Consider the following 25,046-nt stretch of genomic DNA (forward strand, 5'->3'; position numbering starts at 1 on the left):
CGTCCTACAATGGAGACATGTGGACCGCGCCGATCAAGCTCATCATCTGGGATCTCGATGACACCTTGTGGCAGGGGACGCTTGCCGATGGCGAGGCTGTCGTCCTGCACGAACCGCGCGCCGAGATGGTCCGGGCGTTCAATGCGAAGGGGGTGGTTTCGTCGATCTGCTCGAAGAATGACTTCGAGACCGCCAAGGCAGCGCTGGCCGCGATGGGGCTGTGGGACGAATTCGTCTTCCCGCATATCGCGTTCAGCCCCAAGCCGGCGGCGATCCGGGCGATCATCGAGGACATGCAGCTGCGTGCCGCCAACGTGCTGTTCGTCGACGACAATTCGGTCAATCTAGGTGAAGTGCGGCACTGCCTGCCCGAGATACAGACGCTCGACATCACCGCGCGCGACGCCGACGACCAGCTTGCCGGGCTGCTCGCGCTGCAGACCGGCACGCGCAGCCGCGTCGACGACTACCGCATGCTCGAGCGCAAGGCGCGCGACCGTGCTGCCGATACCGCGCTTTCCAACGAGGATTTCCTGCGATCGTGCGGCATTCACGCCTGCGCGCCGCAGATGATGGACAATCTCGATTTCGCCGGGCGGATCGCCGAACTGATCAACCGATCGAACCAGCTCAACTACACCGGCTCGCGCGTCGACCAGGCGGCGCTGGAGCGCGACATTATCGATCTGGTCGGTTTCGACAGCTGGTCGATCTTCGCCTGGGATAAGTATGGCCGCTACGGGCTGGTCGGCTTCGTCATGGTCGATCGCGCGGCGGGCGCCTTCGTCCATTTCACTTTCTCGTGCCGGGTGATGCACATGGGCGTCGAGGCCTATGCGCTCGGCAAGGTGCGCGAGGCGTGGCCGGACATCGACACCAGCGCCTGGGACGGGCGCTTCAGCCGCACGACGCCCGACTGGATCGCGGATTGCAGCTTCCATGATCCCGAGGTGCGCGCGCAGCTGCTCGGCGAGCAGGGGCCGGCGGTGGCGAGCGATCCGGCGATCCGGATCATGTTCGATTGCCAATCGGGCGGGATCGCGCATTTCAGCCGCTTCCGCGCGGCAACCGAGTTCGACAATGCGCCGCGGCTGTTTTCGCTGCGGATGATGAAGGACGGGAGCTATGCCGAGCAGCATTTCCCGCCGCTGCTCGTCTATGGCGCGACGGTCGATTATCTCGACGTGCGCTGGCCGGGACAGTGGCATTTGCTCGAGCGCGGCGTCTACCAGACCTGCGTGCTGCGGGTCTGCACGCTGCTGATCGAGCGGGGGCTTCGCATGCTCGTGGTGCTGCCGCCCGAAGAAGCGCCCGAGGACAAATATCGCCACGGGCTCAACCACACGCGCGAGCGCACGCGCTTCTTCAACGCGCTGTGGCGCCGGGCGGCGCGCGACAATCCCGAGCATCTCTGGGTGCTCGAGCTCGACCATCTGATCGAGCGCGACGACGAGATGGCCGATGTGACGCATTATCATGCCGGGCTGCTCCAGAAGATCGCCGGCCAGGTCGATTGCTGGGTCGAGCAGGTGGCGCTGGGCGGCGGAGCGCAGGCGGAGGCCGCCTAGCGGCGAAGCGACGGCGCCGAGCGGCGGGCCGAGCTGTTCGCCGGCGCTCGGGCCGCTACCCTGCGCACCCCGGGGGCGGACAGGGAGCAGTACGGATGCGGCGTCTTCTCGGCTTGGCCTTGGCGATCAGCGCGGTCGTGGCGACACCGGCCTGCGCGCAGGATGTGTGGAGCTGGAGCGTGCTCGTTCCCTCCTACGCCCAGACCGACATCCTCAGCACGATGCTGCGCGAAGACATCAATCGCCGCGACACGACGCCTGCACCGCCACGGGCCGCTGCGCCGGTAAGACTGCGCTACACGCCGTCGCCGGCGCGGCGCTCGGCCAATCTCGCGCGCTTCGTCGCCAAGACCCGCAAGGTGAACCCCGGCGGCGCGGATGATCTCGAGCGGCTGTTCGCCACCGACCTGTTCGGCCAGATCGGCGGGCTGCTCAGGCCCTATGGCCTGCGCACCGACGATGTCGCCGATGCCTATACGGTGTGGTGGATCGCGGCGTGGGACGCGAGCCGCGGCCACGGCGGCGCCGACAGCGACCATGACCGCGCGACCTATCAGGCGGTGCGTGCCCAGGCGGCGCGGGCGCTGGCCAGGGTGCCGAGCTTCGCCGGTGCCGACGATGCCGCGCGCCAGGAATTTGCCGAATTGCTGCTGGTCCAGGCAGTGCTGGCAGAGGCGGCGGTGACCCAGGCAAAGGGCGATCCGCAGCGGCTGCGCGCCGTCGCCGGTGCAGTCAACCAGGGCGCGCGGGCGATGGGCGTGGACCTGACGGCGATGGCGCTGACCCCGGGCGGCTTCGTGGCGGGCTGAGGCGCGCGGCCCCGCCAGCGGCCCGTTTCCGCCGCATTCGCTTGGCACGCTCGGGCGATCGCACTAAGGGAGCGCCATGACCGAACGCGCAGATGTCTTCGAGACCGTTACCGCCCAGATCGAGCCCTTCAACAAGAAGGGCGTCGCGCTGACCGAGAGCACCAGCTTCGCCGGCGACCTCGAATGGGACAGCCTGACCGTGATGGATTTCGTCGCGGCGATCGAGGACGAGTTCGACATCATCATCACGATGAACATGCAGGCCGAGATCGAGACCGTCGGCCAGCTCGTCGACGCGGTGCAGAAGCTGAAGGGCTGACACTGTGACCGACAGTCTGAGCGCCCCCGACGCACTGCCCGCGGATCCCGTGGCCGTGACGCCCGAAACCGACCTCATGTCGAAGTTCGACAAGCTCATCGCCGAGCGCCAGGCGCTGCTCGATAGCGGCGTCGCCGATCCCTATGCGGTGGTGATGGAGCAGGTGAAGTCGCCCACCGAGGCGGTGATCAAGGGCAAGGACACGATCCTGCTCGGCACCTATAATTATATGGGCATGACCTTCGACCCCGACGTGGTGCAGGCCGGGAAGGACGCGCTCGACAAGTTCGGCTCGGGCACCAACGGCAGCCGGATGCTCAACGGCACCTTCCACGACCATATCGAAGTCGAGCAGGCGCTGCGCGATTTCTACGGCGTGTCCGGGGCGATCGTCTTCTCGACCGGCTATATGGCCAACCTCGGGATGATCTCCACCCTGGTCGGCAAGGGCGAGTACGTCATCCTTGATGCCGACAGCCATGCCTCGATCTATGACGGTTGCAAGCAGGGCAATGCCGAGATCGTCCGCTTCCGTCACAACGACGTCGAAGACCTCGACAAGCGTCTCGGCCGCCTGCCCAAGGAGGCCGGCAAGCTGGTGGTGCTCGAGGGCGTCTATTCGATGCTCGGCGACATCGCGCCGCTGAAGGAGATGGTCGCCGTCGCCAAGAAGCACGGCGCGATGGTGCTGTCGGACGAGGCGCATTCGATGGGGTTCTTCGGGCCCAACGGTCGCGGCGTCTATGAGGAACAGGGGCTCGAGGGCCAGGTCGACTTCGTTGTCGGCACCTTCTCCAAGTCGGTCGGCACGGTCGGCGGCTTCTGCATTTCGGACCATCCCAAGTTCGAGGCGATCCGGATGGCGTGCCGCGCCTATATCTTCACTGCCTCGCTGCCGCCGAGCGTCGTCGCGACTGCCGCGACGTCGATCCGCAAGCTGATGACCGCGCACAAGAAGCGCGCGCAACTCTGGGAAAACGCCCGGAAATTGCACGGCGGGCTCAAGGCGATGGGTTTCAAGCTCGGCACGCAGGCGCCGGACAGCGCGATCATCGCAGTGATCCTGGAGGACCAGGCCCAGGGTGCGATGATGTGGCAGGCGCTGCTCGAGGGCGGGCTGTACGTCAATCTCGCACGGCCGCCTGCGACCCCGGCGGGCACCTTCCTGCTGCGCTGCTCGCTGTGCGCCGAGCACACGCCCGAGCAGATCGACCGGGTGCTGGGCATGTTCGAGACCGCGGGCAAGGCAGTGGGCGTACTGGCCTGAGCTCGGCATCCTCGTGATATTCCCTAGCGGGGCTTCACGGGCGTTGCGGCAAACGCAATCGCTGCCTACACTTAGCCTGCGATGACCGACGGGGGTACAGCGGTGGAGCGCGCGGTTCGGGCGACGAACTGGCGGTTCTTGATGCTCGGCGCACTGGCGCTGCTCGGGATCGGTGTGCTTGCCGCACTCATCGTCATCCAGACGCTCACCAACCGCGAACGCGACCGGGCGATTGCGCTCCAGCAGCATACGTTCGACGTGATCATGCGGGCGAGCCAGCTCTCCGGCGCGATCTCGTCGGCGGAGGCGGCGCTGGGGCGCTATGTGGTGAGCGCCGACAAGAATCTTGGCCAGCAATATGCCGATCAATGGGGCCGAGCCGCCGAGCAGCTCACCCGGCTGCGCCAGCTTGCCGCAGACAATCCGAGCCAGGTCCAGCGGCTGCGCGACGTCCAGCGCGCTTTCGACGCACGCGGGCGCGAACTGAGCGAGACCGCAGCCTATTCGGCGTTCAACCGGCATAACGACGCCTGGGGGTCCTATTACCAGGTGCGCCAGAGCCCGGCGCGCACCCGGCTGGAGGCACTGCTCACCCGCGTTGTCGAGAATGAGCGCGTGCTGCTGCGCCAGCGCACCCAGGCAGCAGGCGACAAGGTTTCCAATTCGAGCGTCGCGTCGAACATCCTGATGGCATTCGGCGTGATGATCGTGCTCGGCGCGGTGCTGCTCGGCTGGCTCGCGATCGAGGCGCAGGGCGAGCGCGCAGTGGCCGACGCCGACGCCGAACGCGAGCGGGAACGCGCCTCCGAGCTCCAGCAGGCGGTCGCCGATGCGACCGCGCAGCTGCGCGCCGAAGCGCATGAGCGCGAACAGGCCGAAGCCCAGCTCCGCCAGGTCCAGAAGATGGAAGCGGTGGGCCAGCTCACCGGCGGAATTGCGCATGATTTTAACAATATGCTCGCGGTTGTTCTCGGCGGGCTCGAACTCGCCAAGCGCCAGATCGAGACCGGCAATCCCGACGCCGAGCGCCATATCGACAACGCCACCGACGCCGCCAATCGCGCCGCCGCGCTGACCCGGCGGCTGCTCGCCTTCTCGCGCTCCGAGCCGCTGCTGCCCGAAGCCGTCGAGGCGGGCAAGCTGATCAACGGCATGTCCGACCTGCTCGATCGCACGCTGGGCGACACGATTGCGGTCGAGACGCAGGATCGCGGCAAGGGCTGGCGCGTGTGGATCGATCGCCACCAGCTTGAGAACGCGGTGCTCAACCTAGCGGTCAACGCCCGCGACGCGATGAACGGCCGCGGCACGCTGACCATCCTCACCGGCGGGGCGGAACTGAGCGAGAACCAGATCGGATCGTGCCCGGCGGGTGATTATGCGACGATCACCGTGCGGGACACCGGCTGCGGGATGACGCCCGAAGTGCTCGACCGCGTCTTCGAACCCTTTTTCACCACCAAGCCGGTTGGGCGCGGCACCGGGCTGGGGCTCAGCCAGATCTTCGGGTTCATCCGCCAGTCGGGTGGCGAGATCGCGATCGATACCGCGCCCGGCGAGGGCACCAGCGTCACGGTCTATCTGCCGCGCTATCAGGGCGCCGCGATCTCGGCCAAGCCCGAGCCGATCGTCGCCCAGACCGCCGATGCGGCGCGCCCGCTCGACATTCTGGTGGTCGAGGACGATCCGCGCGTGCTCGCCGCCAGCGTCAGCGCGTTGGAGGAACTCGGCCACCGCGTCACTGCCTGTTCCGATCCGCTCGGCGCGCCCGCGAAGCTAGACGAACTGCCGAGCGTCGATCTGCTGATGACCGACGTGCTGATGCCCGGGCAGACCGGACCGGAAATGGTTTCGGCACTGGGCGACAGGCTGGACGGCGTGGCGGTGCTGTTCGTCACCGGCTTTGCCGGCGAGGCCGATGCCGGCGCCTTTGGCGGGCGTTCGGTGCTCCGCAAGCCGTTCACCATGGCGGCCTTGTCGCGCGCGGTCGACGAAGCGGTGGCGCAGGAATTGAAGCGAGCGCGCGCCGCCGCCGAATAACGCCTAGGGCTGCGCCATCGAACTGCGCAGCTGCGCGGCCGCCATCTCGCGTGCCTTGTCGCGTGGCAGCCCCAGCGCACGCGCCATCGGCCCGCCGAGCATCGAATCGCCGAGCGCCATCAGCGTCAGCTGGAGCGTTTCCTCGTGGACGGTGCCGCCGGCATCGTCATGCCCCTCGGCGATCTTGTCGACCAGGTCGTGGATCGCCTCGAGGATTGGATCGAGCGCATCCTCATTGCCGTTGAGGATCATCCAGCTCGCCAGCGCCCCGGCGCCCTCGCGGCCGAACGCATCGAAGGTCATGTCGACGACTTCGCGCGGATCATGGTCTTGCGGGTCCTTCGCGCGGGCGCGCAGCACCGCGGCGCCGATCTTCTCCGTCACCACTTCGGCAAGGCGTGCGGCCAGCGCCTTTTGCAGCCCCGCGGCCGAGCCGAAATGGTGGAGCAGATTGGCATGGGTCCGCCCGATCCGCGCCGCCACAGCCTTGAGCGTAACCGCCTGCGGGCCGGATTCGAGCAGCAATTCGCGCGCGGCCGCAAGTGCGGCGTCGCGGGATTCTTCGGGGGTGAGGCGCTTGCGAGGTGTGGCGGACATGAAGCGGCCTTACTGACCCAAAGCGCGGGCGAAAGCAAAGGGGAGCGCGGCTCGGTTTCGTTGCGGATGCCCCCGGCCCGCGCGCGGACCCTAAGGCGACCCCCCGCGGCGCGAACGCAAAGGATTTGCGCTGCCCAGGCTGTTATCTATTACGCGTTGTCGTGATCAAGGAGGGGCGCATGAGATTCCCGGTGCTTCGCATGCTTGCGCCGCTGGCATGCCTGGCTTGCGGCACCATCGCGATGGGGGCGTACGCCCAGCAGGAGGGCAGCCAGGACGAGGTCGTCGTCACCGGGCAGCGCGATGCGCGGCGCGTGCAAGGCGGAGAGTGGAACGTCACGCTGTCCCGCGCCTATCGTTCGGGCCATCTCGATGCCGAGCGGCCGATGGGCAAGGAACGGAGCTGGAAATTCTGCCGCGGCGACGCCGATGTCGAGCCGCTGATGCGGATCCTTGTGGGAGAGGGGCGCACTGCCTCCTCGTCCACGACAAAGTGTTCACGCCTTGTCGTTCAGCTCGGCGACGGAAAGCTCCGCGGCTCGCAATCCTGCCAGGGGGGATCGATGGAGCTGATTCCCGTCGAAGCGCATCGCGGCGTCGGCTCGCTTGCCCAGCGCAGCGGCACCGGCGCGGCAGCTCCGTCCGGCGGGAATATGGTTCCTGTCAAGAACACCTTGTCGGTCACCGGCCGCTATGGGCGCCAGGCGCTGGCGATCGACTTCCAAACCGTCCAGGAGCCGGTGGTCCCGGATATATCCTATCTCGCCCGGCCGGACGTGGTGCGCTGGTCGATCAAGGGCAAGCGGATCGGCGACTGCCGACCCAAGCCCTCCCTCGAAAACTAGCGCAGCCCGGGCTCACGCCGCCATTCGGGCATCGTCGCCTAGGTCGCCGCCGCAGTCGCCCTCGTCGAGATCGATCGTGTAGCGCACCGTCATCGCCTCGCAGCCGCGGCCGCGCGAGAAGCACGGCGCGGTGCGGCCGGTCGGGCGGAAGCCGAGTTTGCGCAGAACGCCGCCCGAGGCTGGATTGTCGACGAAATGGCCGGCGGTGACGTGGCGGATGCCGCGGGCGCGCGCGGCCTGGAGCACGGCGCGTCCTGCCTCGGTGGCATAGCCGCGGCCCCAGCAATCCGGGGTGAGCCAATAGCCCAGCTCGTTCGGCCATTCCTTATAGGCGCCCACCGCCATGCCACCGATCAACCGCGTCGCGCCGCGGTGGTGCTCGAACATCAGGAATTTGGGTTCGGTGGGATCGTCGAAATGGCCGAGGAACGTCTCGGCGGCTTCGATCGGATAAGGCCAGGGCACCAGGGCGAGGTTGCGCACCACGCTCTCGTGCCCGATCGCATAAGCGAGCTCGGGTGCATCCTCGGGCCAGCCGGGTCTCAACGTCAGTCTTTGCGTACGCACGAACATGACCAGTCTCCTCGGTCTTGCGGTGCCCCTGGCCTGTCTGTGTGACAGCCAGTTTGCAGCCGCATTTCGTGGGAGCAAAAGAAAAGGGAGCCGGGGTGACCCGTCTCCCTTTTCAGCTGGTTCGTTCGTCGAACCCGGGTCACCCTGGTGGGCAACCCGGCCGGTCACCCGATGTTATTCGGCTGCTTCCGCAATCATGTCTACCGAGCAGAATTTGCGGCCAAGCTTGCCCTGCTTGAACGACACGCGGCCGTCGACGAGCGCGAAAAGGGTATGGTCCTTGCCCATGCCCACGTTCACGCCCGGATAAATCTTGGTGCCGCGCTGACGCACGATGATGTTGCCGGCGACGACTGCTTCGCTGCCGAACTTCTTGACGCCGAGGCGACGGCCTGCCGAATCGCGACCGTTGCGCGAAGAGCCGCCTGCTTTCTTATGTGCCATTTTGCGTTACTCCTCGTATCTCGCTTACGCTTCCGCGGCCGGGGCTTCTGCCTCGGCGGGAGCTGCGGCCTTCTTCGCCTTGGGCGCGGCCTTCTTCTTTTCTTCCTGGGCACCGATGGCGGTGATCTTCAGGATGGTGTGGTTCTGGCGATGGCCGTTCTTCCGGCGATAATTGTGCCGGCGGCGCTTCTTGAAGACGATGACCTTCTCGCCCTTCGCCTGCGCGATGATCTCGGCCGAAACCGTCAGACCCTCGGTCGACTGGAGGTCGCCACCTTCGCCAGCGAGCAGCACGTCGCCGAGCGTGACCGTCGAACCGGCCTCACCGTCGAGCTTCTCGACAACGATCTTGTCTCCCGCGGCAACGCGATACTGCTTGCCGCCCGTGCGCACGATAGCGAACATCGGGTCTCTTCTCTGTGTCAAATGCATGTGCCCGCCAGGGATGGCCCCGGCAGGAGGAAGGGCGCAGCTAGGCGAAGAGGCGGAAGCTGTCAAGCGCCGGAGGCCGGTTTTGGGCGCTAATTCGTGCCCGTGTCGCCATCGGCCGCATGTGGTGCACTTCGGTTACGCGATTCGCCGCGTACGGCCGGCGAATCGCTACGCGCCCGATACTTGCGCTTAGTGGCGATGGAGCGGCTTCAGCTTGTAGCGCCCGCCCGAATAATGTTCGAACAATCCCGAGATCGCCGGATGATCCACCGGCTCATCGGTCTCGTCGACGACGAGGTTCTGCTGGCTGACATAGGCGATATAGGTCGAATTGTCGTTTTCGGCGAGCAGATGGTAGAAGGGCTGGTCCTTGGCCGGGCGCACATCCTCGGGGATCGACTCGTACCATTCGTCGCTATTGGCGAACACCGGATCGACATCGAAGATCACCCCGCGAAAATCGAACAGCCGATGCTTGACGATGTCGCCGATCGCGAAACGCGCGCTCGAGACCGGGGGCATGGGGACGCTGGGTTCGTAGGGCTGGCCGGGGAGATCAATACTGGTCACCGGTACAATCTAGTGCTTCTGTCGCTACGCACAAGGACGGAGCTTGCGCAGCCAAAACAACTCGGCTAGTGGCCCGCCCTCACAGCGACCGGCGCGGCTTCTCCCGCGTTCCCAATCGCCTCGCGGAGAGGTGGCAGAGAGGTCGAATGCGCCGCACTCGAAATGCGGTTTACGGGAAACCGTAACGTGGGTTCGAATCCCACCCTCTCCGCCACTACCTTCCCATACTGAACTGATATTCAAAGATACTTCTCGGCAGAAGGATTTCGGTCCCACTGACGGTCCCATTTTTATTCCACGATTTGGTGGACTGTCTTCGGACTTCGCTGGCCGCGATCTCGGCCACCGGAGGGCGAATGCGCCGCGGAGCCTCGCGAATTATTCTGCGGTCTGACAGCAGAAGCTGTCGGTCGAAAGCTGGCGCCAATATCAACGTCGAGATGTTCAGCGATCTCAACCCCGCTTGACTTGGAATACTTGCTGTATACGGTATTCAATTGCGGAACAGGCTGCATGATTGGTGGAGAAGGCTCTTGGTAAAAAAGATCGCTATTTTCGCTCTCTTTGTCAGCGGCGCTACAGCCCCGACGGCTGCTCAAATATCAGTGACGCCCTATGACGCCTGCATGAACGCTGCTTGGTTGAGGTACTCTCAAAATCTGCAGCCCTGCTACGCGATACCGAGCAACACTGCTGAGAACATCAATAAAAAGGCCATGTGCCAGTCGCAGGCTGCAGCTGACTATTCGGTCGCGTCGTTCGAATGCAGAAAGCTGTTATAGGCTGACGCCAATTAGGGGGAGATGGCTGCGCGTGGCGAACAGCGGCTGGCAAAGCCGTAGCGATCGCCGCAGATTGGCCATCTTTTTTGACGTATTTTAGCCTGGGCGGGCGAGCAACACGGATATGCACCTGGTATGGTAGGCTAAAGTTCTCTCCGTGATCGAAACGCGTCATCGGATACGCGCAGAGCGGCGAAGCACCATTCTGTGGGGAGTCGCATTCGCCACGCTGTGTGCGCCAAGTGCCGCATCCGCCCAGGCGGAAGCAGGCCAGGACGCCCTCATCGACAAAAATGAGATCGTCGTTACCGGCAGGCGTCCACGAGGATCGGCTATAGGTGAGGCAGAGCCGGTCGCAGTGCTCGATGAACAGGCGATCCGTGCGCTGGGGGCGACCAGCCTCTCCCAGATGGTGCAACGGCTCGGTTCGGCGACCAAATCGGCGAGCGGCGCCGATCCCGTTTTCCTGCTCAACGGACAGCGAATCTCGGGGATGGAGGAGATTCAGACCCTTCCGCCCGAGGCCATGGAGCGGGTCGAGGTTCTGCCGGAGCAGGACGCGGCGCGCTTCGGCTTCCCGCCGACGGTGCGCATCGTCAATTTCATCACGAAGAAGCGGTTCCGTTCGCTGGCGCTGCAGCAACTCGCCGGCACGACCACCGAAGGCGGTGGCGGCACGGAATATGCGGAGGCGATCTCTACGCGGATCGACGGAACGCGCCGCTCATCCCTAAGCATGTCCTATTTCCGGCAAAATCCGGTTTGGCAAGATCAACGCGCCATCGTTCCCGATCCAGATCTGCTGTTTTCGACTACAGGCACGGTAACTGGCGTGAACGGCGGCAGCATCGATGCGGCACTCGATGCCGTGGTGGGGCGACCGGTCCGCGTTGCGCCGGTACCCACGGATCCAGCGGCCCGCCGCGCTCTGGAGAGCTATACCGGAGGCCTGCTCGTGGGCGAGGAGCTGGGCGCTTACCGCACGCTTCTCCAGCGCCAGGATAAGCTACGCGTAGAGGGGACACTTGCGGCGCCGCTTACCAAAACCCTGCGGGGATCACTGAACCTTGCCCTGGAAGGACAGCGAAATCGCGGCAGCAACGGCCTCGCGCCCGCGCAGCTGCGCGTGCCCGGTGCAAGCGGTGCGCTCCCCTTCGCCGACGATGTGCTGCTGTATCGCTATTTTCCAGGCACGGTGCTCCGGCAGACCAGCACTACCCTGAATCTGCACGCCGCCGCGACGCTGTACGGCAGCGTCGCGCGCTGGATGTGGAATGCGAGCGCTACCTACGATCGCGTGCGCAATTTAGACGCGTCGGATCAGGGCGTGCCGCTGGACGCGCTGCAGGCGTCGGTCGATGCCGGCGGTGATCCACTGGCACCGCTGTCGCCCGAGGCGATGGCACAGCGCGTGCGACTGCAAAGTCGGGCGCTGACCGAGACGCTGGTAAGCAAGGCGGTGGCCAATGGTCCGCTGGTGACGCTGCCGGCAGGCGAGGCGCTGGTCACCGTCACTGCCGACTATACGCGGGCTTCGACCGAGGCCGGTCCACGGGGACAGGCTGCGTTGGACGATCAACAGCGCCTTGCGCGGCGCATGATGGGCGCGAGCGTGAGCGCCGAAGTGCCGATCGCGTCGGCGGATCGAGGGGTTCTGGGGTTTCTCGGGCGGCTGAGCGCGAACGGTATGGTCGGCGTCTCAGACGTGTCCGGCTTCGGCCAACTGATGAACTCCAGTTTCGGACTGAACTGGGCGCCCCTGCGGCCGGTGCAATTCACTGCCTCGGTCAACCAGACGGGAACGCCGCCGGCTGTCGATATGCTGGCAAGTCCGCTTGTCACCACACCGAACACGCCGTTTTTCGACTTTACCACGGGCACCAGCGTACTGGTGACGACGGTGAGCGGCGGCAATCCGGCGCTCGCCGCGGAGCACCGGCGAATCACAAAGCTGGGCGTGTCGGTGAAGCCACTCAAAGACACCGAACTCCGCGTCAATCTCGACTATGTTGACACGAAGATCCGCAATCAGGCCTCGTATCTCGGTGCGCTAACGCCGGACTTCCTCGCGGCGTTTCCGGATCTGTTCGAGCGCAATACTGGCGGCGCGCTGGTGCGGGTCGACCGTCGGCCCGTGAACGTCGCACGCGAAAGCGAGCGGAAACTGCGGCTGGGCGCCAACTTCTTCACCCAGGTCGGGCGTACGCCTCCGCCCGTGGCGTCGGCGCCCGGCGCGCCGGTACAGAACGCGCCGCCCGCACGATCGCCCAAACCGCGGCTCTTGCTGTACGGCTCCATCACCACCGACTGGCGCCTCGAGAACCAGCTCCACCTCCAGCCGGGATCCCCCGCACTCGATTTGATCGACGGAGCAACTCTGAGTGGCACCGGGGGGCGGCCGCGCTGGGAGATTGACGCCAATCTCGGTGGATCGTTGGGTGGCGCCAGCCTCGGCCTGTACGGCCGGCTGCAGGGACCGACCCGCATCCGCAGCGAACTGGCAGCGTCAGATCTGCAGTTTTCCGGACGGACTTGGCTGGTGGCCTATAGTTCGGTCGATATGAGCATGGTGAGCGACGGGCGATGGGCGCAGAAGCTGTCTCTCCAGCTTACCGTCGAAAATCTGTTGAACGATCGGATCGATGTGATCGACCGTGATGGCGCGACGCCAAATCGATTCCAGGCGGCCTATCTCGACCCGCTGGGACGCTCGATCCGGTTAGGAGTACGCAAGCTATTCTGATGAACTACCACCGCGCCGCATGGCACTTGTCTTGGTAAAACCAGGATCCCCCGCGTCTGCTATCGATACCGGCGAGGCTGCGGTCGGCAAGACGAGGCTCATCCCCAAAAACATAGATCACTGGCACTAAATTTAATAAGAATCTTGTACCCTACATGGCAGGCGTCCAAAATCGACCCGGTCGAGGTGTTGAGGTACGAATAGTGACCAAGACGATTGGCTGTCGAGGCTGACCCGGTCCGTTTGACCCAGATCGGATCCCAACGGCAGCCATGCGCCGCAGAGACGCGCAAACCAGGCTTTGGTCTGGAATCGGAAAGCCAGCGCCGGCTGACGCCCCACTTGCGGCATTGGAAGCGCTGCTCATTCCTCCCCCGGAGGGGGAGGATCAAGGCAAAACCATCCGCACACTTGGCAATGTCCACTTCCCACCCCCGGCCTTCCAGTCCTAGTGCCGATGCGGTCGTTCGTGCGCGCGCCGCCCTAGAGCAACCCCTGCTCGCGGTACCATGCCGCCGTCGCGGCCAGCCCCGCCGGCGTCTCCACCTGCGGGCGCCATAGATTCGCCGGCGGCCGTCGCTCGGCATCGACTACCCAGTCCTCCTGGCAGAAATAGTCGACCCGATCGGGGGTCAGCTTGGCCTTATCGCCGCGCACCAGGCGGTCGAGATGGGCTCCGGCCATCAGCAGCGGTCGCGGCACCGCTAGCGTCGCCACGCGCTTGCCCACCGCCGCGCCGATCGCCCGCGCGAAGTCCTCATGGCTCCAGCCACCCGCCACCCCGTCATCGGCATCGAGGATCTGGTTGCACCCATCGGTCACCGCCAGCGCGAGCAGCAGCCGCCCGAGATCGCCGACTTCGATCAGCGATATCCGCCCGCCGCGCGGCATCAGCGCCAACCCCTTGGCGGCAAGCCTGAACAGCTCGAGCATTTCGAGATCGCCCGGACCATAGATCGCCGGCGGCCGCACGATCGCCCAGTCGAGCCCCGAGGCCATGACCAGCGCGTCGCCTTCGGCCTTGGACCAGCCATAGGCCGAAAGCGCCGGCTCGCGCGCGGCGAGCGACGAGACATGGACGAAGCGCGACACGCCCGCCCCCTGGGCGGCACCCAGCATGTTACGCACGCCGTCGATATTGCCCGCGGCAAAGCCCGCGCGATCGGGCGCGTTGACCACCCCCGCGACATGGATCACCGCGTCGGCGCCCACGCACAGCGACGCCAACGCTGCGGTGTTGGCAAGATCGCCCTCAATCCAGCTGATCCCTGCGCGCTCGGCCTGCGGACGCCGCGTCAGCGCACGCACCTGGTGCCCAGCCGCCAGCGCCAGCGCGATCAGCCGCGTGCCGACAAAGCCGGTGCCGCCGGTAAGCGCGATCGTGGTCACAGCAGCGCCATATGGCTGCGATGCACCAGCGCCGATCGCGGGGCATAGCCAAGCACTTCGGCCTGCGCTTCGCTGCGCATGCCGGTGATCCGCGCCGCGTCGTCGCTGGGATATTCGGCAAGGCCGCGGGCAAGCTGGCGCCCGTCCGGCCCCGCGATCACCACCAGGTCGCCGCGGGCGAAATCGCCCTCTACGCGGGTTGCGCCCGCCGCAAGCAGGCTCTTGCCTTGCCCCAGCGCGCGCACCGCCCCGGCATCGACATGGATCGTCCCGCGCGCAGTCAAGCCGCCCGCCAGCCAGGCCTTGCGCGCCGGTGCGGTCTTTTCCGCGACGAACAGGCTGTGCCGGGCGTCGGCCGAAAGCGGGTGCGCGACGCGGCCCGACGCGATGGCGAGGTGCGCGCCCGCGGCATTGGCGATCCGCGCCGCGGCGATCTTGGAGACCATGCCGCCCGATCCCATGCCCGAGGCCGAGCCCTTGTCGGCCATCGCCTCGATGGCGGCGTCGATCCGCTCGATCCGGGCGATATGCTGCGCGCCGGGCAGCGCCGGGTTGCGGTCATACAGGCCGTCGACATCGGAGAGCAGCACCACGCCCCCCGCCCCCGCGGCCTGCGCGACGCGCGCGGCGAGCCGATCATTGTCGCCGAAGCGGATTTCCTCGGTCGCGACGCTGTCATTCTCGTTGAGCACCGGGACCACGCCGAGCCCGAGCAGCCGGTCGAGCGTCGCCGCGGCGTTGAGATATCGCCGCCGGTCCTCCAGATCGCCCAGCGTGACCAGGATCTGCGCCGCCGTCAGCCCCTGTGCACCCAGTGTCTCGGCCCAGACCTGCGACAGCGCAATCTGCCCGGTGGCCGCCGCTGCCTGCGCGTCCTCCAGGCTGGCGCGGCCGCCCTTGGGCAGTCCCAGCCGCCGCGCCCCCAGCGCGATCGCGCCCGATGACACCACGGCGACCTGCTGGCCGGCGCGGGTGCGCTCGGCGATATCGTTGGCAATGCCCTCCAGCCAGCCGCGGCGCACGCTGCCGTCCGGATCGACAAGCAGCGCCGAACCGATCTTGACGACGATGCGGGGGCAGGAGACGGGCGGGAAGAGGGACATGAGCGGCGCTTAGCTTGCGCAGCTACAATTCTCAAAGCGCGAACAGCTACGAGCGATAGTCTTCAAACTCCCATGCGCTCCAACGCGACAGCTTTTCTGCAATGGCCGACCAGTCGCCTCCCTTCGCCTCCTCGACGCGGCGGCGGACATATTGCTCAATCTGCGCAGGCTCAAAGGCTTGCACAATCAGCAGGAAACGCCCACTGAGTGGTCCTTGCTTCTCCAACTCCCGCTCCAACCAAGATGGAGAACAGACCGCGAAGTCGAAGCTTTCTTCCCCCTTTTCGCCATGCTCGCCTATGTAGGCTCGAAGCCATACGCAGAAGGCGTCGCTTTCGACCGATACCGAAACCAGCGGCTCGCCTTCGACAGTCCACAGTGAGCGTAGCTCAGCGCTCCTCAAACCGGCGACCACTCGATCGTATCTTCGCCCTCGTCGTCGTCGCTGACCTTCGACGCCTCGGGGCCGATCGCCTCGAGCAGCTTGTCGAGCACCCAGTCGACGCCGGTGCCGGCGGCGCCGGACAGCGGGATCACTTCGGCGCCGCTGGCCTCTTCGAGCTCGGCCGAGAGCGCGGCGATGAGTTCGTCGTCGAGCGTGTCGATCTTGTTGAGCGCGACGATGACCTTCTTGTCGGTCAGCCCCGCGCCGTAATTCTCCAGCTCGTCGCGGACGATGCGATAGCTCTCGGCGACGTCCTCGTCATTGGCGTCGACGAGGTGGAGCAGCACCCGGCAGCGCTCGATATGGCCGAGGAAGCGATCGCCGATCCCCGCGCCTTCCGCCGCGCCTTCGATCAGTCCGGGAATGTCGGCCACGACGAATTCGCGCTGCTTGTGGCGGACGACGCCGAGCTGCGGGCGGGTGGTGGTGAAGGCATAGGCGCCGACCTTCGCCTGCGCATTGGTCACCGCGTTGATAAAGGTCGACTTGCCGGCATTGGGCAGCCCGACAAGGCCCGCATCGGCAAGCAGCTTCAGCCGCAGCCACACCCAGGCCTCTTCATAGGGCCAGCCGGTGCCGTGCTGGCGCGGCGCGCGATTGGTCGAGGTCTTGTAGCTGGCGTTGCCGCGGCCGCCGTCGCCGCCACGCAGGAAGACGACGCGCTCGCCTTGCTTGGTGAGGTCGAGCAGCAGCGTGCGCTCGTCGTCATCGGCGAGGATCTGGGTGCCGATCGGGACCTTGATCACCAGGTCGTCGCCGCCGCCGCCGGTACGGTTCGAGCCCGAGCCGCCCTGCCCGCGCGGCGCACGGAAATGCTGAGTGTAGCGAAAGTCGATCAGCGTGTTCAGGCCGGCCACCGCTTCGAAGATAACGTCGCCGCCCTTGCCGCCATTGCCGCCATCGGGGCCGCCATATTCGATGAACTTTTCGCGCCGGAAGCTCACGGCGCCGGGGCCACCGGCGCCCGAACGCACGAAAATCTTGGCTTGATCGAGGAAATGCATGGCGCTGCCCTTAAGCCCGTCTCGTCGTGTATGCTACCCCAAGCAACTTTCTTGCTGGCGCGAAACGGAACCGCTTGTATAGGCAAGTGCTTTGGAACGCGGCGTCAAGCGGGCGCCGACAGAAAAGGCAGCCCTAGCGTCGCATGAATTCGATCGATCGCTATATGGCGCGGCTGATCGCGGTTCCGCTGATCTCGACGCTGCTGATCTCCGCGATGCTGCTGGTGCTCGACCGCATGCTGCGGCTGTTCGACTTCGTCGCCACTGAAGGCGGCCCGGTCAGCGTCGTCTGGCGGATGCTCGCCAACCTGCTGCCGGAATATCTCGGCCTCGGCATTCCTATCGGGCTGATGCTCGGCTGCCTCCTCGCCTTCCGTCGCCTCGCCACCTCGTCCGAGCTCGACGTGCTTCGCGCGGTCGGGATTAGCTATACCCGGCTGCTGCGCGTGCCGTTCTTCTACGCGATCGCGCTGGCGATCCTCAATCTGGCGATCGTCGGCTATGTCCAGCCGCGGGCGCGCTACAATTACGAGCAACTGCGCTTCGAGTTGCGCTCGGGCGCGCTTGGCGCCTCGATCAAGGTCGGCGAGTTCACCACCTTCGGCCCCAAGATGACGCTGCGCATCGAATTGAGCCAGAAGGAAGGCCGCGAGCTTTCGGGGATCTTCGTCCAGATGATCACTGCCGACGGCAGCCCGCTGGCCGTAACTGCGGAAAAGGGTCAGTTCCTCCGCTCGGACGATCCCGATACGATCATCTTCCGGCTGACCAATGGCACGCTGGTCCATCGCGACAAGGGGTCGCCGATCCCGCGGGTGCTCACCTTCGACACCCACAATTTGCCGATCCCGCTCCCCAAATATGAGCAGTTCCGCAAGCGCGGCGACAAGAATCTCGAGCTGACGCTTCCCGAGCTCGCGGTCAGCGGCAAGGATCCGCGCGTTAGCGCGGAGATGCGCGAAACCAGCCGCGCCGCCTTCCATTTCCGCCTCGCCGAAGTGGTCTCGATGTTCCTGCTGCCGATGATCGCCGCCGCCTTGGGCATTCCGCCCAAGCGCTCGACCTCGGCGCTCGGGGTGTTCCTGTCGATCGTGATGATCGTGACCTATCACAAGATCAACGAATACGCCCAGGCGATCGGCAGCCTTGGCCGCATCGATCCGATCATCGCGATGTGGGTGCCCTTCTCGATCTTCGCGGGGCTGACCTTCTGGATGTACTACACCGTTGCCTACGTGCCCGGCGGGCAGCCGATCGGCGCGCTGGAGCGGGTGTTCGCGAAGAGCTGGAAGTGGATCGTCCGGCTCCTGCCCGGGCGCAGGAAAAATCGCGAGGCGACCGCATGAACTGGGTCAATTTCTTCCCGTCGCGCACGATGTCGCTCTACATGGGCAAGATGTTCCTGGTGCGCACCTTCGCCATTTTGGCGGCGTTGGTGCTCATCCTCCAGGCGCTCGACCTGCTGAGCGAATCGGGCAAGATCCTGGCCTATGCCGGCAATGGCGAGGCGCAGGTCTGGCGGTATGTCGGGTTGCGCACGCCCGAGATCATCGCCCGCTTCCTCCCCTTCTCGGTGCTGCTCGGCACGATCCTGACGCTATCCCAGCTCAACCAGAACAGCGAAGTCATCGCGATGAAGGCCTCGGGGCTTTCGGCGCACCAGGTCCTGGCGCCGCTGATCCTCACCGCTTTCGGCGTCGCGGTGATCGCGTTCGGTTTCAACGAGCGGATCGTCGCGCGTTCCACGGCAACCCTCGAACAGTGGAAGAAGGTCGATTACGGCCCCCTTCCGATCGATCGTGGCGATCGCTCGAACGTGTGGGTGAAGGATGGCGACCATCTGATCGTCGCGAACCAGGTCAAGGGCCGGGGCGCCGCGATCCAGCTCTACGACATCACCGTCTATGAACGCACCGGGCGGTCGCTGCGCTCGATCGTCACCGCCAAGCACGCGGTGCGCGACGGCAAGGGCTGGCGGGTCGATGGCGCGACGCGCTTCGACGTCGCGAGCGGCAAGCTGGTCGACCTGGGCACGATCAAGGTCGCCGAAGGCGTCCAGCCCGACCAGTTCACGCTCACCCATGTCGATGCCGACAGCCTGTCCTTCACCGAACTCAAGGGCGCGATCGACGAGCTCGATGTCGCCGGCCGGCCGACTAAGGCGCTCGAGGGCTCGCTGTGGCACAAGCTGTCGGGGCCGCTCTCGTCGATCCTGATGCCGCTGCTCGGCGCGGTCGCGGCGTTCGGCCTGGCGCGCTCGGGCAAGCTTTTCGTCCGGGCCGTGATCGGCATGGCGCTGGGGTTTCTCTATTTCGTCGCGGACAATTTCGCGCTGGCGATGGGCAATCTCGGCGCCTACCCGCCCTTCCTCGCGGCCTGGGCGCCCTTCCTGCTGTTTCTGATGATCGGCGAAGTGGTGCTCCTCCGCTCGGAGGAGTGAGCTCCCGCCGCTAGCAAAAAGGGCCGCCCCCAATGGGAGCGGCCCTTCAAAATGCGGTACGGCGACGCTCGGCTTAATCGCGAACACCCATCGTGCTGCGCGCCAGCCGGGTGACCAGCCCCGGAAGCCCCTTAAAGCTCGCCTTGTGATAGGGCGAATCCGGCTCGAGCATCGCGGTCAGGCGGCAGTGCGCCTGGCCGAGATTGTGATAGGGCACGCTCGGCAGAAGATGGTGGAGCGCGTGATAACGCAACCCCACCGGCGCCCACAGGCCCGGGAGCAGGCCCGGCGGCGGCACGTTGACGCTGTCGAGATATTGCGCGGTGACGCTCATCGCCTCGCCCTCATTCTCCCACAGATGCGCCACCAGCGTGCGGATCTGGTTGAGCACCGTGACGACGCTGATCACGCCTAGGAAGATCAGAAAGGCCTTGAGCGGGAGCACGCCGGCCACGGTTAACCCGATCAGCGCGATCGCCCAGACGCTCGCCGCGATTTCCTGCATCAGCCAGCGCGTCCGCTCGGCACCTTCGGTCGCGCGACGACGGAACGCCGGGTTGATGACCAGCCCCGAATAGCGCTCGCGAACGATCCGGCGCAACGGCGGGATCACCAGCGACAGCGGCGACAGCACGGCGTAGCGCAGCAAGAGCCCGATAGGCGCCAGCGCCGAGACCACCACGAACAGCGGCAGCGACCAGGGCTTCATCAGCGCCAGCGGCAGATATTCGGGGTCCTCGACCGTGCCATAGCGGGTGCGGTTGTGATGGAGGTTGTGCACGCCCTCATACATGAAAGACGGCACCATTAGCGGCACGCCGACCAGCGCGTTCCACGCCAGTCGGAAGCCCGGCAGATCGCTATGCTTGAGATGGCTGATCTCGTGGATGAACAACAGGGCACGGTACAGCGCCAGGACCGCGACGGCCCCGGCGAGGAGCGCCAGCGCCGTGGACGGCGCCAGGATCGTCGCAGCGAGAGCGCCATAGCCGAGCGCGGCAGAGGCGAGCATGTCGCCCCAGAAGATGCCGGGACGCGGCTTGTGGAGGTCGCGCGCGATTTCCGCGGCGGCGCGCAGCATCGCCTTGTCGTCGGCGATGCGCGGTCGCGAAGCCGGCGCCAAGGGCGCCGCAGCCTCGCGAAGATTCAAGGCGATAGACGTGTTCATGGTCTGGTCCATTGCCTTGAGATAGTGGCTACATGTTGGCGGGAACAGGGGCAGCGTCGGGCTAGGCTGGAAACGCTAGGTTCCGCTTGACATTCCCCCGTCGAAAGCAGGACTGCACGCAACCCAGCGCAAGAGGCACCTCCGCATGTCCGCAATCACTGTCCGCCCCGTCCTCTCCAAGGCGGACACCAAGGCCTTTATCGAACTCGCCTACCGCCTGAACGGCGACGATCCGCACTGGGTGCCACCGCTGCGCGCCGAAGTCGCCGCGACGATCGATCCCAAGAAAAATGGCTGGTTCAGCCATGCCGAGGCGCAGCTGTTCCTGGCGGAGCGCGGCGGCAAGGTCGTCGGGCGGATCTCGGCGCATATCGATCGGCTGGCGCTGGAAATGCCACGCGAGCAGGGCTTCGGCCCCGGCACCGGCTTCTGGGGCCTGTTCGAAGCCGAAGATGCCGAGGTCGCCAAAACCGTCATCGAGACGGCTGAGCAATGGCTGCGCGACAAGGGACTGACCAAGGCGATCGGTCCGGTGAGCCTGTCGATCTGGGAAGAGCCCGGGCTGCTGGTGAAGGGCCATGATCATTCGCCGACGGTGCTGATGGGGCACCACCCGGCGCGTTATCAAGGCTGGATCGAAGCGCTCGGCTACACCGAAGCGAAGAAGCTGGTCACCTACGAGCTCAACGTCGCGCAGGAATTTCCGCCGCTGATCCAGCGCATCGTCTCGAACGGCGAGAAGAACCCGCGCATTCGCATCCGCAAGGTCGACAAATCGAAATTCGCCGAAGAAGCCGCGATCATCCTCGCGATTCTCAACGATGCATGGTCGGACAATTGGGGTTTCATCCCGCTAACCCAGCCCGAGATCGACGATGTCGGCAAGAAGCTCAAGCCGCTGGTGTTCGAGGATCTGATCCGGATTGCCGAGCTAGACGGCGAGCCGGTGGCCTTCATGGTGACGCTCCCCGACCTCAATGAGGCGATCAAGCCGCTCAAGGGCTCGTTGCTGCCCTTCGGCTGGGCGAAACTGCTGCTGTGGCTGCGCAGGCCGCAGGTGCTCACGATGCGCGTGCCGTTGATGGGCGTGGTGAAGCGGCTGCAATCGTCGCGGATGGCGAGCCAGCTGGCCTTCATGCTGATCGAGCAGATCCGCCGCGCGGCGGTTTCGAACTATGGCGCGAGCCGCGGTGAGATCGGCTGGATCCTCGAGGATAATCAAGGAATGGTCGCGATCGCCGATGCGATCGAGAGCCACGTCAATCGCGAATATCTGATCTACCACAAGCCGATCTGACGGCGGCGAAGCGCGCGGCGGACGTGCCGCCGCGCGCGTCCGATCACTTCTTTTCGAGCTGCGCGGGGTCTTCACCGGTCTGCGCGATCCACTGTCCGCGCGTCAGGCAAACCAGCTTGCGGATGCGGCTGCCGGTGAATGCGTCCTTGACGCAATATTTCTGCTTCATCGATGCCTGGCTGTCATCCTGTTCGGACTGGACGCGCTTCGGATCTGCCTTGGCCATCGCGGCGGGGGCGAGCGCGCCGGTAGCCAGGGCGGCAGTGGCGATCAGGGCAGCGGCGGCGGAGAAGAACTTGCTCATGTCGATTTTCCTTTGATTGGCGTGCGGCTGTGCGAATGCGTCAGCCCGAGAGGTTTGGGATTAGTGCTGCTTGGCCGGGTCGGAGCCGGTCTGGGCGATCCATTCGTCGCGCGTCTTGCAAACTCGCGCTTGCTTGAGCACCGTTCCGGTGGTGACCTGCTCGACGCAGTAGCGCTTCAGCTTGGGCGCCTCCTGCGACGGCTTGACGGCCGCCGGATCGGGGATTGCATAGGCCGGGAGAGCGGCGGCACCGGCGAAGCTGGCCGCGGCGAGGACGGCGATCAGCCGGCTGGTAATGCGGTTGCTCATTTACTTACTCCTTTACTTCCAGGTGCCAGGCGCTCCCTCGATCGCCTGCATCGGAACTATCGCAAGGCGCGTGCCAAGTACGCCGCTCTAGCTATTTCAAGGAGTTAGCCTTTGTCACCGAAGTGACTTAGAGCCACAACACAGTATATTCCGCCAAATGTTGGCGGAACCGGCGCACAAGTGTCCGAAGTTGAACAGCGCTTAGTGTGCGAATCCGGTCGATCCGGACGCTAGGAGCGCACTGCTAGCGCAGAGTCACCCAGGTTGGGGCATGGTCGCTCGCGCGCTCGCGGCCCCGATAGTCCTTGTCGACGCCAGCGCCGTTCAGGCGATCGGCGGCCTGCGGGCTGAGCAGCAGGTGATCGATGCGAAAACCTGCGTCGCGCTGCCAGGCCCCCGCCTGATAATCCCAGAAGGTCCAGATTCCGCCGGCGGGGAAGCGCGTGCGCAGCGCATCGGTCCAGCCTTGCGCAAGCAGGCTGCGATAGCGGGCACGCGATTCGGGCTGCATCAGCGCGTCGCTCGCCATAGCGCGCACCGAGAAGGTGTCGTCGTCATTGGGAATGACATTGTAATCACCGGCGAGCACCACCGGCCGCTCCTCGGCGAGCAGCGCCCCCGCCCGCTCGGCAAGGCGCTCCATCCATTGGAGCTTGTAGTCGAACTTGGGGCCCGGCTGCGGATTGCCGTTGGGCAGATAGATCGACGCAACGATCAGATCGCCGACCTCGACTTCGATATAGCGGCTGTGCGCATCTTCGGGGTCGCCGGCGAGTCCGCGCTGGCGCTCGACCGGCTGCTGCCCGCGCGCGAGCACTGCGACACCGTTGAAGCCCTTTTGACCGTGCCACACCGCGCCATAGCCGGCGGCCTCGATATCCTTGACGGGCAGCGTTTCATCCGCGCCCTTCAGTTCCTGCAGGCAGACAATGTCCGGCTTCTGCTCGTCGAGATATTCGAGCAGACGCTCCATGCGCGCCTTGATGCCGTTGACGTTGTAGCTGACGATCTTGGGCAAGTGCGTCAGACCGAGAAGCTGGTGCCGCAGCCGCAGCCCGAGGCTGCGTTGGGATTGGTCACGGCGAAATGCGCGCCGCCGAGATTATCGACAAAATCCACCTGCGCGCCACGCACCAGATCGAGGCTCATCGAATTGACCAGAAGCTGGACGCCGTCGGTCTCGGCGATGCTGTCCTCCGCCTCGGCAGCCTCGGCCATGCCGAACTTGTACTGGAAGCCCGAACAGCCGCCGCCTTCGACCGAGAGGCGCAGGATCGCGGGCTTGCCCTGCTTGGCAGCGATCGCGGCAACGCGCGCCGCAGCGGCTGGGGTCAACGCGACATCAGGAGCAACAGTGGTGGCCATGGCACCGAGATAGGGGCGCACGCGCCGAGGGGCAACCAGCGAAGCTGCGCCAGGAGCGTGCCCGCTCCCGGCGCGCCTCTCCTTATTGCTTGGCGGGGCCGCCAACGCCGCCCGGCACCTGGGCCTGAGCGAGATATTCGCCGGTCTGAAGGAAGGGGATCGGGTTGACCGCCTTGCCGTCGACGCGGACTTCATAATGGAGGTGGCTGCCGGTCGAGCGGCCGGTCGAGCCCATCAGGCCGATGATCTGGCCGCGGCGAACGCGGGTGTTGTCGGCGACCAGGATCTTCGAAAGATGGCCGTAGCGCGTTTCGATGCCGCGACCATGGTTGATCTGGACGAGGTTGCCGTAACCGCCCTGGCGGCCAGCGTGCGAGATTACGCCATCGGCAGTGGCGTAGATCGGCGTGCCGATCGAGCCCGGGATATCGACACCAGCGTGCATCGCCGCGGTGCCGCGGAACGGATCCGAGCGGACGCCGAACTGCGAGGTGAACAGGACCTTGTCGACCGGCTGCATCGACGGGATCGAGATCACCGTCTGTTCGAGCGCGTCGAGCTTCTTCCAGGTCTGGAAAAGCGCGCGAAATTCGGCGTCGGCATTCTCGCTGGTCGCCGAACCGGCATCGTCGCCGGGACGGACCGGCTCGTAGGGGCCGCCCATCGCGCCGGACACGACGTAGCGCTCGGGGCTGAGCCCTAGGCGGCGGAACTGGCTGGCGGTGCGCTGGAAACGCGCTTCGCCGGCGATCCGTGCCTGGCCGGCGAGCGCAAGCTGGCGCGCCTCGACCTGGCGGAGCGGCGCGAGCACTTCATCGCCCACGGCGCTGGTGCGCGGTGTGCCCTGGACGACGGCAGCATCGATCGCGCTGGCATTGGCCTTGCCGACGAGCACCGCGGCGATCAACGCCTGGCGCTGGTCGACCCGTGCGGCATGGAGCTTGGCGGCCTGCTTGGCAGCGGCGAAATCGGCCTGCATCTGCGCGACTTCAGCGCGCATCTTGGCGACCTGTGCCTCGGGCGAGCCGGGAACGGCCGAAACGCCACTCACCGCGATCGCGCCGGCCATCGCCTGGGCAACGCCATAGCCCGAGAAGAGAACCGTTACCGCCGCGATACCCGCCATCATCGCCTGGGTTCGCCCGGCAACGCTGAAGCGGCGCAGATCGCGACCGTCATGGAAGATAAAATCGCGCGTGGTGAAAAAATGACGGAACCGCAACCCGAGGTTCG

25 protein-coding genes and 1 tRNA gene are annotated in these 25,046 nt (G+C 65.7%); 11 read left to right on the forward strand and 15 right to left on the reverse strand.

What is annotated here, in order from left to right; genetic code table 11:
* Positions 1-17: 17 nt before the first annotated feature.
* From AB2M62_RS10930 to AB2M62_RS10950, 5 genes are all read left to right on the forward strand, one after another.
* Complete coding sequence (locus tag AB2M62_RS10930; protein WP_404333677.1) at positions 18-1,568, forward strand: HAD-IIIC family phosphatase; 1,551 nt, start codon at positions 18-20, stop codon at positions 1,566-1,568.
* Positions 1,569-1,663: 95 nt separating this feature from the next.
* Entirely contained in the window at positions 1,664-2,377 is a 714-nt protein-coding gene (locus AB2M62_RS10935) for a DUF6683 family protein (RefSeq protein WP_404333678.1), read from the forward strand.
* A 76-nt stretch (positions 2,378-2,453) separates the two neighbouring features.
* Positions 2,454-2,696, forward strand: coding sequence for an acyl carrier protein (locus AB2M62_RS10940; protein WP_404333680.1), 243 nt, complete (start codon positions 2,454-2,456; stop codon positions 2,694-2,696).
* A gap of 76 nt (positions 2,697-2,772) precedes the next feature.
* Positions 2,773-3,963 (forward strand): serine palmitoyltransferase, encoded by a 1,191-nt coding sequence (gene spt, locus AB2M62_RS10945; RefSeq protein ID WP_404339908.1) that lies wholly within the window; start codon positions 2,773-2,775, stop codon positions 3,961-3,963.
* A 141-nt stretch (positions 3,964-4,104) separates the two neighbouring features.
* Positions 4,105-6,003 (forward strand): ATP-binding protein, encoded by a 1,899-nt coding sequence (locus AB2M62_RS10950; RefSeq protein WP_404333682.1) that lies wholly within the window; start codon positions 4,105-4,107, stop codon positions 6,001-6,003.
* Between the two features lie 3 nt (positions 6,004-6,006).
* Here the strand turns inward: AB2M62_RS10950 and AB2M62_RS10955 are convergent, their stop codons facing one another.
* Complete coding sequence (locus AB2M62_RS10955; RefSeq protein WP_404333683.1) at positions 6,007-6,600, reverse strand: TetR/AcrR family transcriptional regulator; 594 nt, start codon at positions 6,598-6,600, stop codon at positions 6,007-6,009.
* Positions 6,601-6,779: 179 nt separating this feature from the next.
* Between AB2M62_RS10955 and AB2M62_RS10960 the strand changes: the two genes are divergently transcribed.
* Positions 6,780-7,445: a hypothetical protein gene (locus AB2M62_RS10960; RefSeq protein WP_404333685.1), complete on the forward strand. Its 666-nt coding sequence runs from the start codon at positions 6,780-6,782 to the stop codon at positions 7,443-7,445.
* 12 nt (positions 7,446-7,457) lie between these two features.
* On the opposite strand, the gene AB2M62_RS10965 is transcribed toward AB2M62_RS10960, so the two are convergent.
* The 4 genes from AB2M62_RS10965 to hspQ form a co-directional block, all read right to left on the reverse strand.
* A complete protein-coding gene (locus AB2M62_RS10965; protein WP_404333687.1) occupies positions 7,458-8,018 on the reverse strand; it encodes a GNAT family N-acetyltransferase in 561 nt (186 codons plus the stop codon).
* Between the two features lie 174 nt (positions 8,019-8,192).
* Positions 8,193-8,462: a 50S ribosomal protein L27 gene (rpmA, locus tag AB2M62_RS10970; RefSeq protein WP_404333688.1), complete on the reverse strand. Its 270-nt coding sequence runs from the start codon at positions 8,460-8,462 to the stop codon at positions 8,193-8,195.
* Between the two features lie 24 nt (positions 8,463-8,486).
* Positions 8,487-8,867: a 50S ribosomal protein L21 gene (gene rplU, locus AB2M62_RS10975; protein ID WP_404333690.1), complete on the reverse strand. Its 381-nt coding sequence runs from the start codon at positions 8,865-8,867 to the stop codon at positions 8,487-8,489.
* 216 nt (positions 8,868-9,083) lie between these two features.
* A complete protein-coding gene (gene hspQ / locus AB2M62_RS10980; RefSeq protein WP_404339910.1) occupies positions 9,084-9,416 on the reverse strand; it encodes a heat shock protein HspQ in 333 nt (110 codons plus the stop codon).
* A 172-nt stretch (positions 9,417-9,588) separates the two neighbouring features.
* Between hspQ and AB2M62_RS10985 the strand changes: the two genes are divergently transcribed.
* Together AB2M62_RS10985 and AB2M62_RS10990 are read left to right on the forward strand one after the other, a co-directional pair.
* Positions 9,589-9,678, forward strand: a tRNA-Ser gene (locus AB2M62_RS10985).
* A 725-nt stretch (positions 9,679-10,403) separates the two neighbouring features.
* Positions 10,404-12,989, forward strand: coding sequence for a TonB-dependent receptor domain-containing protein (locus tag AB2M62_RS10990; RefSeq protein WP_404333692.1), 2,586 nt, complete (start codon positions 10,404-10,406; stop codon positions 12,987-12,989).
* 483 nt (positions 12,990-13,472) lie between these two features.
* Here AB2M62_RS10990 and AB2M62_RS10995 read toward each other — a convergent pair whose 3' ends face one another.
* From AB2M62_RS10995 to obgE, 4 genes are read right to left on the reverse strand one after another with little or no spacing between them, the layout of a single operon-like run.
* A complete protein-coding gene (locus AB2M62_RS10995) occupies positions 13,473-14,378 on the reverse strand; it encodes an NAD-dependent epimerase/dehydratase family protein (protein WP_404333694.1) in 906 nt (301 codons plus the stop codon).
* Positions 14,375-15,481: a glutamate 5-kinase gene (gene proB / locus AB2M62_RS11000; RefSeq protein WP_404333696.1), complete on the reverse strand. Its 1,107-nt coding sequence runs from the start codon at positions 15,479-15,481 to the stop codon at positions 14,375-14,377. The genes AB2M62_RS10995 and proB overlap by 4 nt, the downstream gene beginning before the upstream one ends.
* A gap of 46 nt (positions 15,482-15,527) precedes the next feature.
* Entirely contained in the window at positions 15,528-15,896 is a 369-nt protein-coding gene (locus AB2M62_RS11005; RefSeq protein WP_404333698.1) for an Imm8 family immunity protein, read from the reverse strand.
* A complete protein-coding gene (obgE, locus tag AB2M62_RS11010) occupies positions 15,881-16,930 on the reverse strand; it encodes a GTPase ObgE (protein ID WP_404333700.1) in 1,050 nt (349 codons plus the stop codon). Before obgE ends, AB2M62_RS11005 begins: the two co-directional genes overlap by 16 nt.
* Positions 16,931-17,073: 143 nt before the next feature.
* Here obgE and lptF point away from each other — a divergent pair, with 143 nt between their 5' ends.
* Positions 17,074-18,276, forward strand: a complete 1,203-nt coding sequence (lptF, locus tag AB2M62_RS11015; protein ID WP_404333702.1) for an LPS export ABC transporter permease LptF — start codon at positions 17,074-17,076, stop codon at positions 18,274-18,276.
* Positions 18,273-19,370 carry an LPS export ABC transporter permease LptG gene (gene lptG, locus AB2M62_RS11020; RefSeq protein ID WP_404333704.1) on the forward strand — a complete coding sequence of 366 codons (1,098 nt, stop codon included), beginning with the start codon at positions 18,273-18,275 and terminating at the stop codon, positions 19,368-19,370. Before lptF ends, lptG begins: the two co-directional genes overlap by 4 nt.
* Before the next feature lie 73 nt (positions 19,371-19,443).
* On the opposite strand, the gene AB2M62_RS11025 is transcribed toward lptG, so the two are convergent.
* Positions 19,444-20,538 carry a fatty acid desaturase family protein gene (locus AB2M62_RS11025; RefSeq protein WP_404333706.1) on the reverse strand — a complete coding sequence of 365 codons (1,095 nt, stop codon included), beginning with the start codon at positions 20,536-20,538 and terminating at the stop codon, positions 19,444-19,446.
* 145 nt (positions 20,539-20,683) lie between these two features.
* Between AB2M62_RS11025 and AB2M62_RS11030 the strand changes: the two genes are divergently transcribed.
* Complete coding sequence (locus tag AB2M62_RS11030) at positions 20,684-21,835, forward strand: N-acetyltransferase (RefSeq protein WP_404333708.1); 1,152 nt, start codon at positions 20,684-20,686, stop codon at positions 21,833-21,835.
* A 43-nt stretch (positions 21,836-21,878) separates the two neighbouring features.
* Here AB2M62_RS11030 and AB2M62_RS11035 read toward each other — a convergent pair whose 3' ends face one another.
* The 5 genes from AB2M62_RS11035 to AB2M62_RS11055 form a co-directional block, all read right to left on the reverse strand.
* Positions 21,879-22,139, reverse strand: a complete 261-nt coding sequence (locus tag AB2M62_RS11035) for a hypothetical protein (RefSeq protein ID WP_404333710.1) — start codon at positions 22,137-22,139, stop codon at positions 21,879-21,881.
* A 60-nt stretch (positions 22,140-22,199) separates the two neighbouring features.
* Positions 22,200-22,448, reverse strand: coding sequence for a hypothetical protein (locus tag AB2M62_RS11040; RefSeq protein ID WP_404333711.1), 249 nt, complete (start codon positions 22,446-22,448; stop codon positions 22,200-22,202).
* A 244-nt stretch (positions 22,449-22,692) separates the two neighbouring features.
* A complete protein-coding gene (gene xth, locus AB2M62_RS11045; protein ID WP_404339912.1) occupies positions 22,693-23,421 on the reverse strand; it encodes an exodeoxyribonuclease III in 729 nt (242 codons plus the stop codon).
* A 50-nt stretch (positions 23,422-23,471) separates the two neighbouring features.
* Positions 23,472-23,813: an iron-sulfur cluster insertion protein ErpA gene (gene erpA / locus AB2M62_RS11050; protein WP_404333713.1), complete on the reverse strand. Its 342-nt coding sequence runs from the start codon at positions 23,811-23,813 to the stop codon at positions 23,472-23,474.
* An 82-nt stretch (positions 23,814-23,895) separates the two neighbouring features.
* Positions 23,896-25,035 (reverse strand): M23 family metallopeptidase, encoded by a 1,140-nt coding sequence (locus tag AB2M62_RS11055; RefSeq protein ID WP_404333715.1) that lies wholly within the window; start codon positions 25,033-25,035, stop codon positions 23,896-23,898.
* Positions 25,036-25,046: the final 11 nt, after the last annotated feature.

The organism is Sphingomonas sp. MMS12-HWE2-04, assembly GCF_044881185.1.
Classification (GTDB): domain Bacteria; phylum Pseudomonadota; class Alphaproteobacteria; order Sphingomonadales; family Sphingomonadaceae; genus Sphingomonas.

Coding starts and splice junctions, on each gene's coding strand:
- AB2M62_RS10930 (WP_404333677.1), top strand. CDS start 18: ATGTGGACCGCGCCGATCAAGCTCATCATCTGGGATCTCGATGACACC.
- AB2M62_RS10935 (WP_404333678.1), top strand. CDS start 1,664: ATGCGGCGTCTTCTCGGCTTGGCCTTGGCGATCAGCGCGGTCGTGGCG.
- AB2M62_RS10940 (WP_404333680.1), top strand. CDS start 2,454: ATGACCGAACGCGCAGATGTCTTCGAGACCGTTACCGCCCAGATCGAG.
- spt (WP_404339908.1), top strand. CDS start 2,773: ATGTCGAAGTTCGACAAGCTCATCGCCGAGCGCCAGGCGCTGCTCGAT.
- AB2M62_RS10950 (WP_404333682.1), top strand. CDS start 4,105: ATGCTCGGCGCACTGGCGCTGCTCGGGATCGGTGTGCTTGCCGCACTC.
- AB2M62_RS10955 (WP_404333683.1), bottom strand. CDS start 6,600: ATGTCCGCCACACCTCGCAAGCGCCTCACCCCCGAAGAATCCCGCGAC.
- AB2M62_RS10960 (WP_404333685.1), top strand. CDS start 6,780: ATGAGATTCCCGGTGCTTCGCATGCTTGCGCCGCTGGCATGCCTGGCT.
- AB2M62_RS10965 (WP_404333687.1), bottom strand. CDS start 8,018: ATGTTCGTGCGTACGCAAAGACTGACGTTGAGACCCGGCTGGCCCGAG.
- rpmA (WP_404333688.1), bottom strand. CDS start 8,462: ATGGCACATAAGAAAGCAGGCGGCTCTTCGCGCAACGGTCGCGATTCG.
- rplU (WP_404333690.1), bottom strand. CDS start 8,867: ATGTTCGCTATCGTGCGCACGGGCGGCAAGCAGTATCGCGTTGCCGCG.
- hspQ (WP_404339910.1), bottom strand. CDS start 9,416: ATGCCCCCGGTCTCGAGCGCGCGTTTCGCGATCGGCGACATCGTCAAG.
- proB (WP_404333696.1), bottom strand. CDS start 15,481: ATGTCCCTCTTCCCGCCCGTCTCCTGCCCCCGCATCGTCGTCAAGATC.
- obgE (WP_404333700.1), bottom strand. CDS start 16,930: ATGCATTTCCTCGATCAAGCCAAGATTTTCGTGCGTTCGGGCGCCGGT.
- lptF (WP_404333702.1), top strand. CDS start 17,074: ATGAATTCGATCGATCGCTATATGGCGCGGCTGATCGCGGTTCCGCTG.
- lptG (WP_404333704.1), top strand. CDS start 18,273: ATGAACTGGGTCAATTTCTTCCCGTCGCGCACGATGTCGCTCTACATG.
- AB2M62_RS11025 (WP_404333706.1), bottom strand. CDS start 20,538: ATGAACACGTCTATCGCCTTGAATCTTCGCGAGGCTGCGGCGCCCTTG.
- AB2M62_RS11030 (WP_404333708.1), top strand. CDS start 20,684: ATGTCCGCAATCACTGTCCGCCCCGTCCTCTCCAAGGCGGACACCAAG.
- AB2M62_RS11035 (WP_404333710.1), bottom strand. CDS start 22,139: ATGAGCAAGTTCTTCTCCGCCGCCGCTGCCCTGATCGCCACTGCCGCC.
- AB2M62_RS11040 (WP_404333711.1), bottom strand. CDS start 22,448: ATGAGCAACCGCATTACCAGCCGGCTGATCGCCGTCCTCGCCGCGGCC.
- xth (WP_404339912.1), bottom strand. CDS start 23,421: ATGGAGCGTCTGCTCGAATATCTCGACGAGCAGAAGCCGGACATTGTC.
- erpA (WP_404333713.1), bottom strand. CDS start 23,813: ATGGCCACCACTGTTGCTCCTGATGTCGCGTTGACCCCAGCCGCTGCG.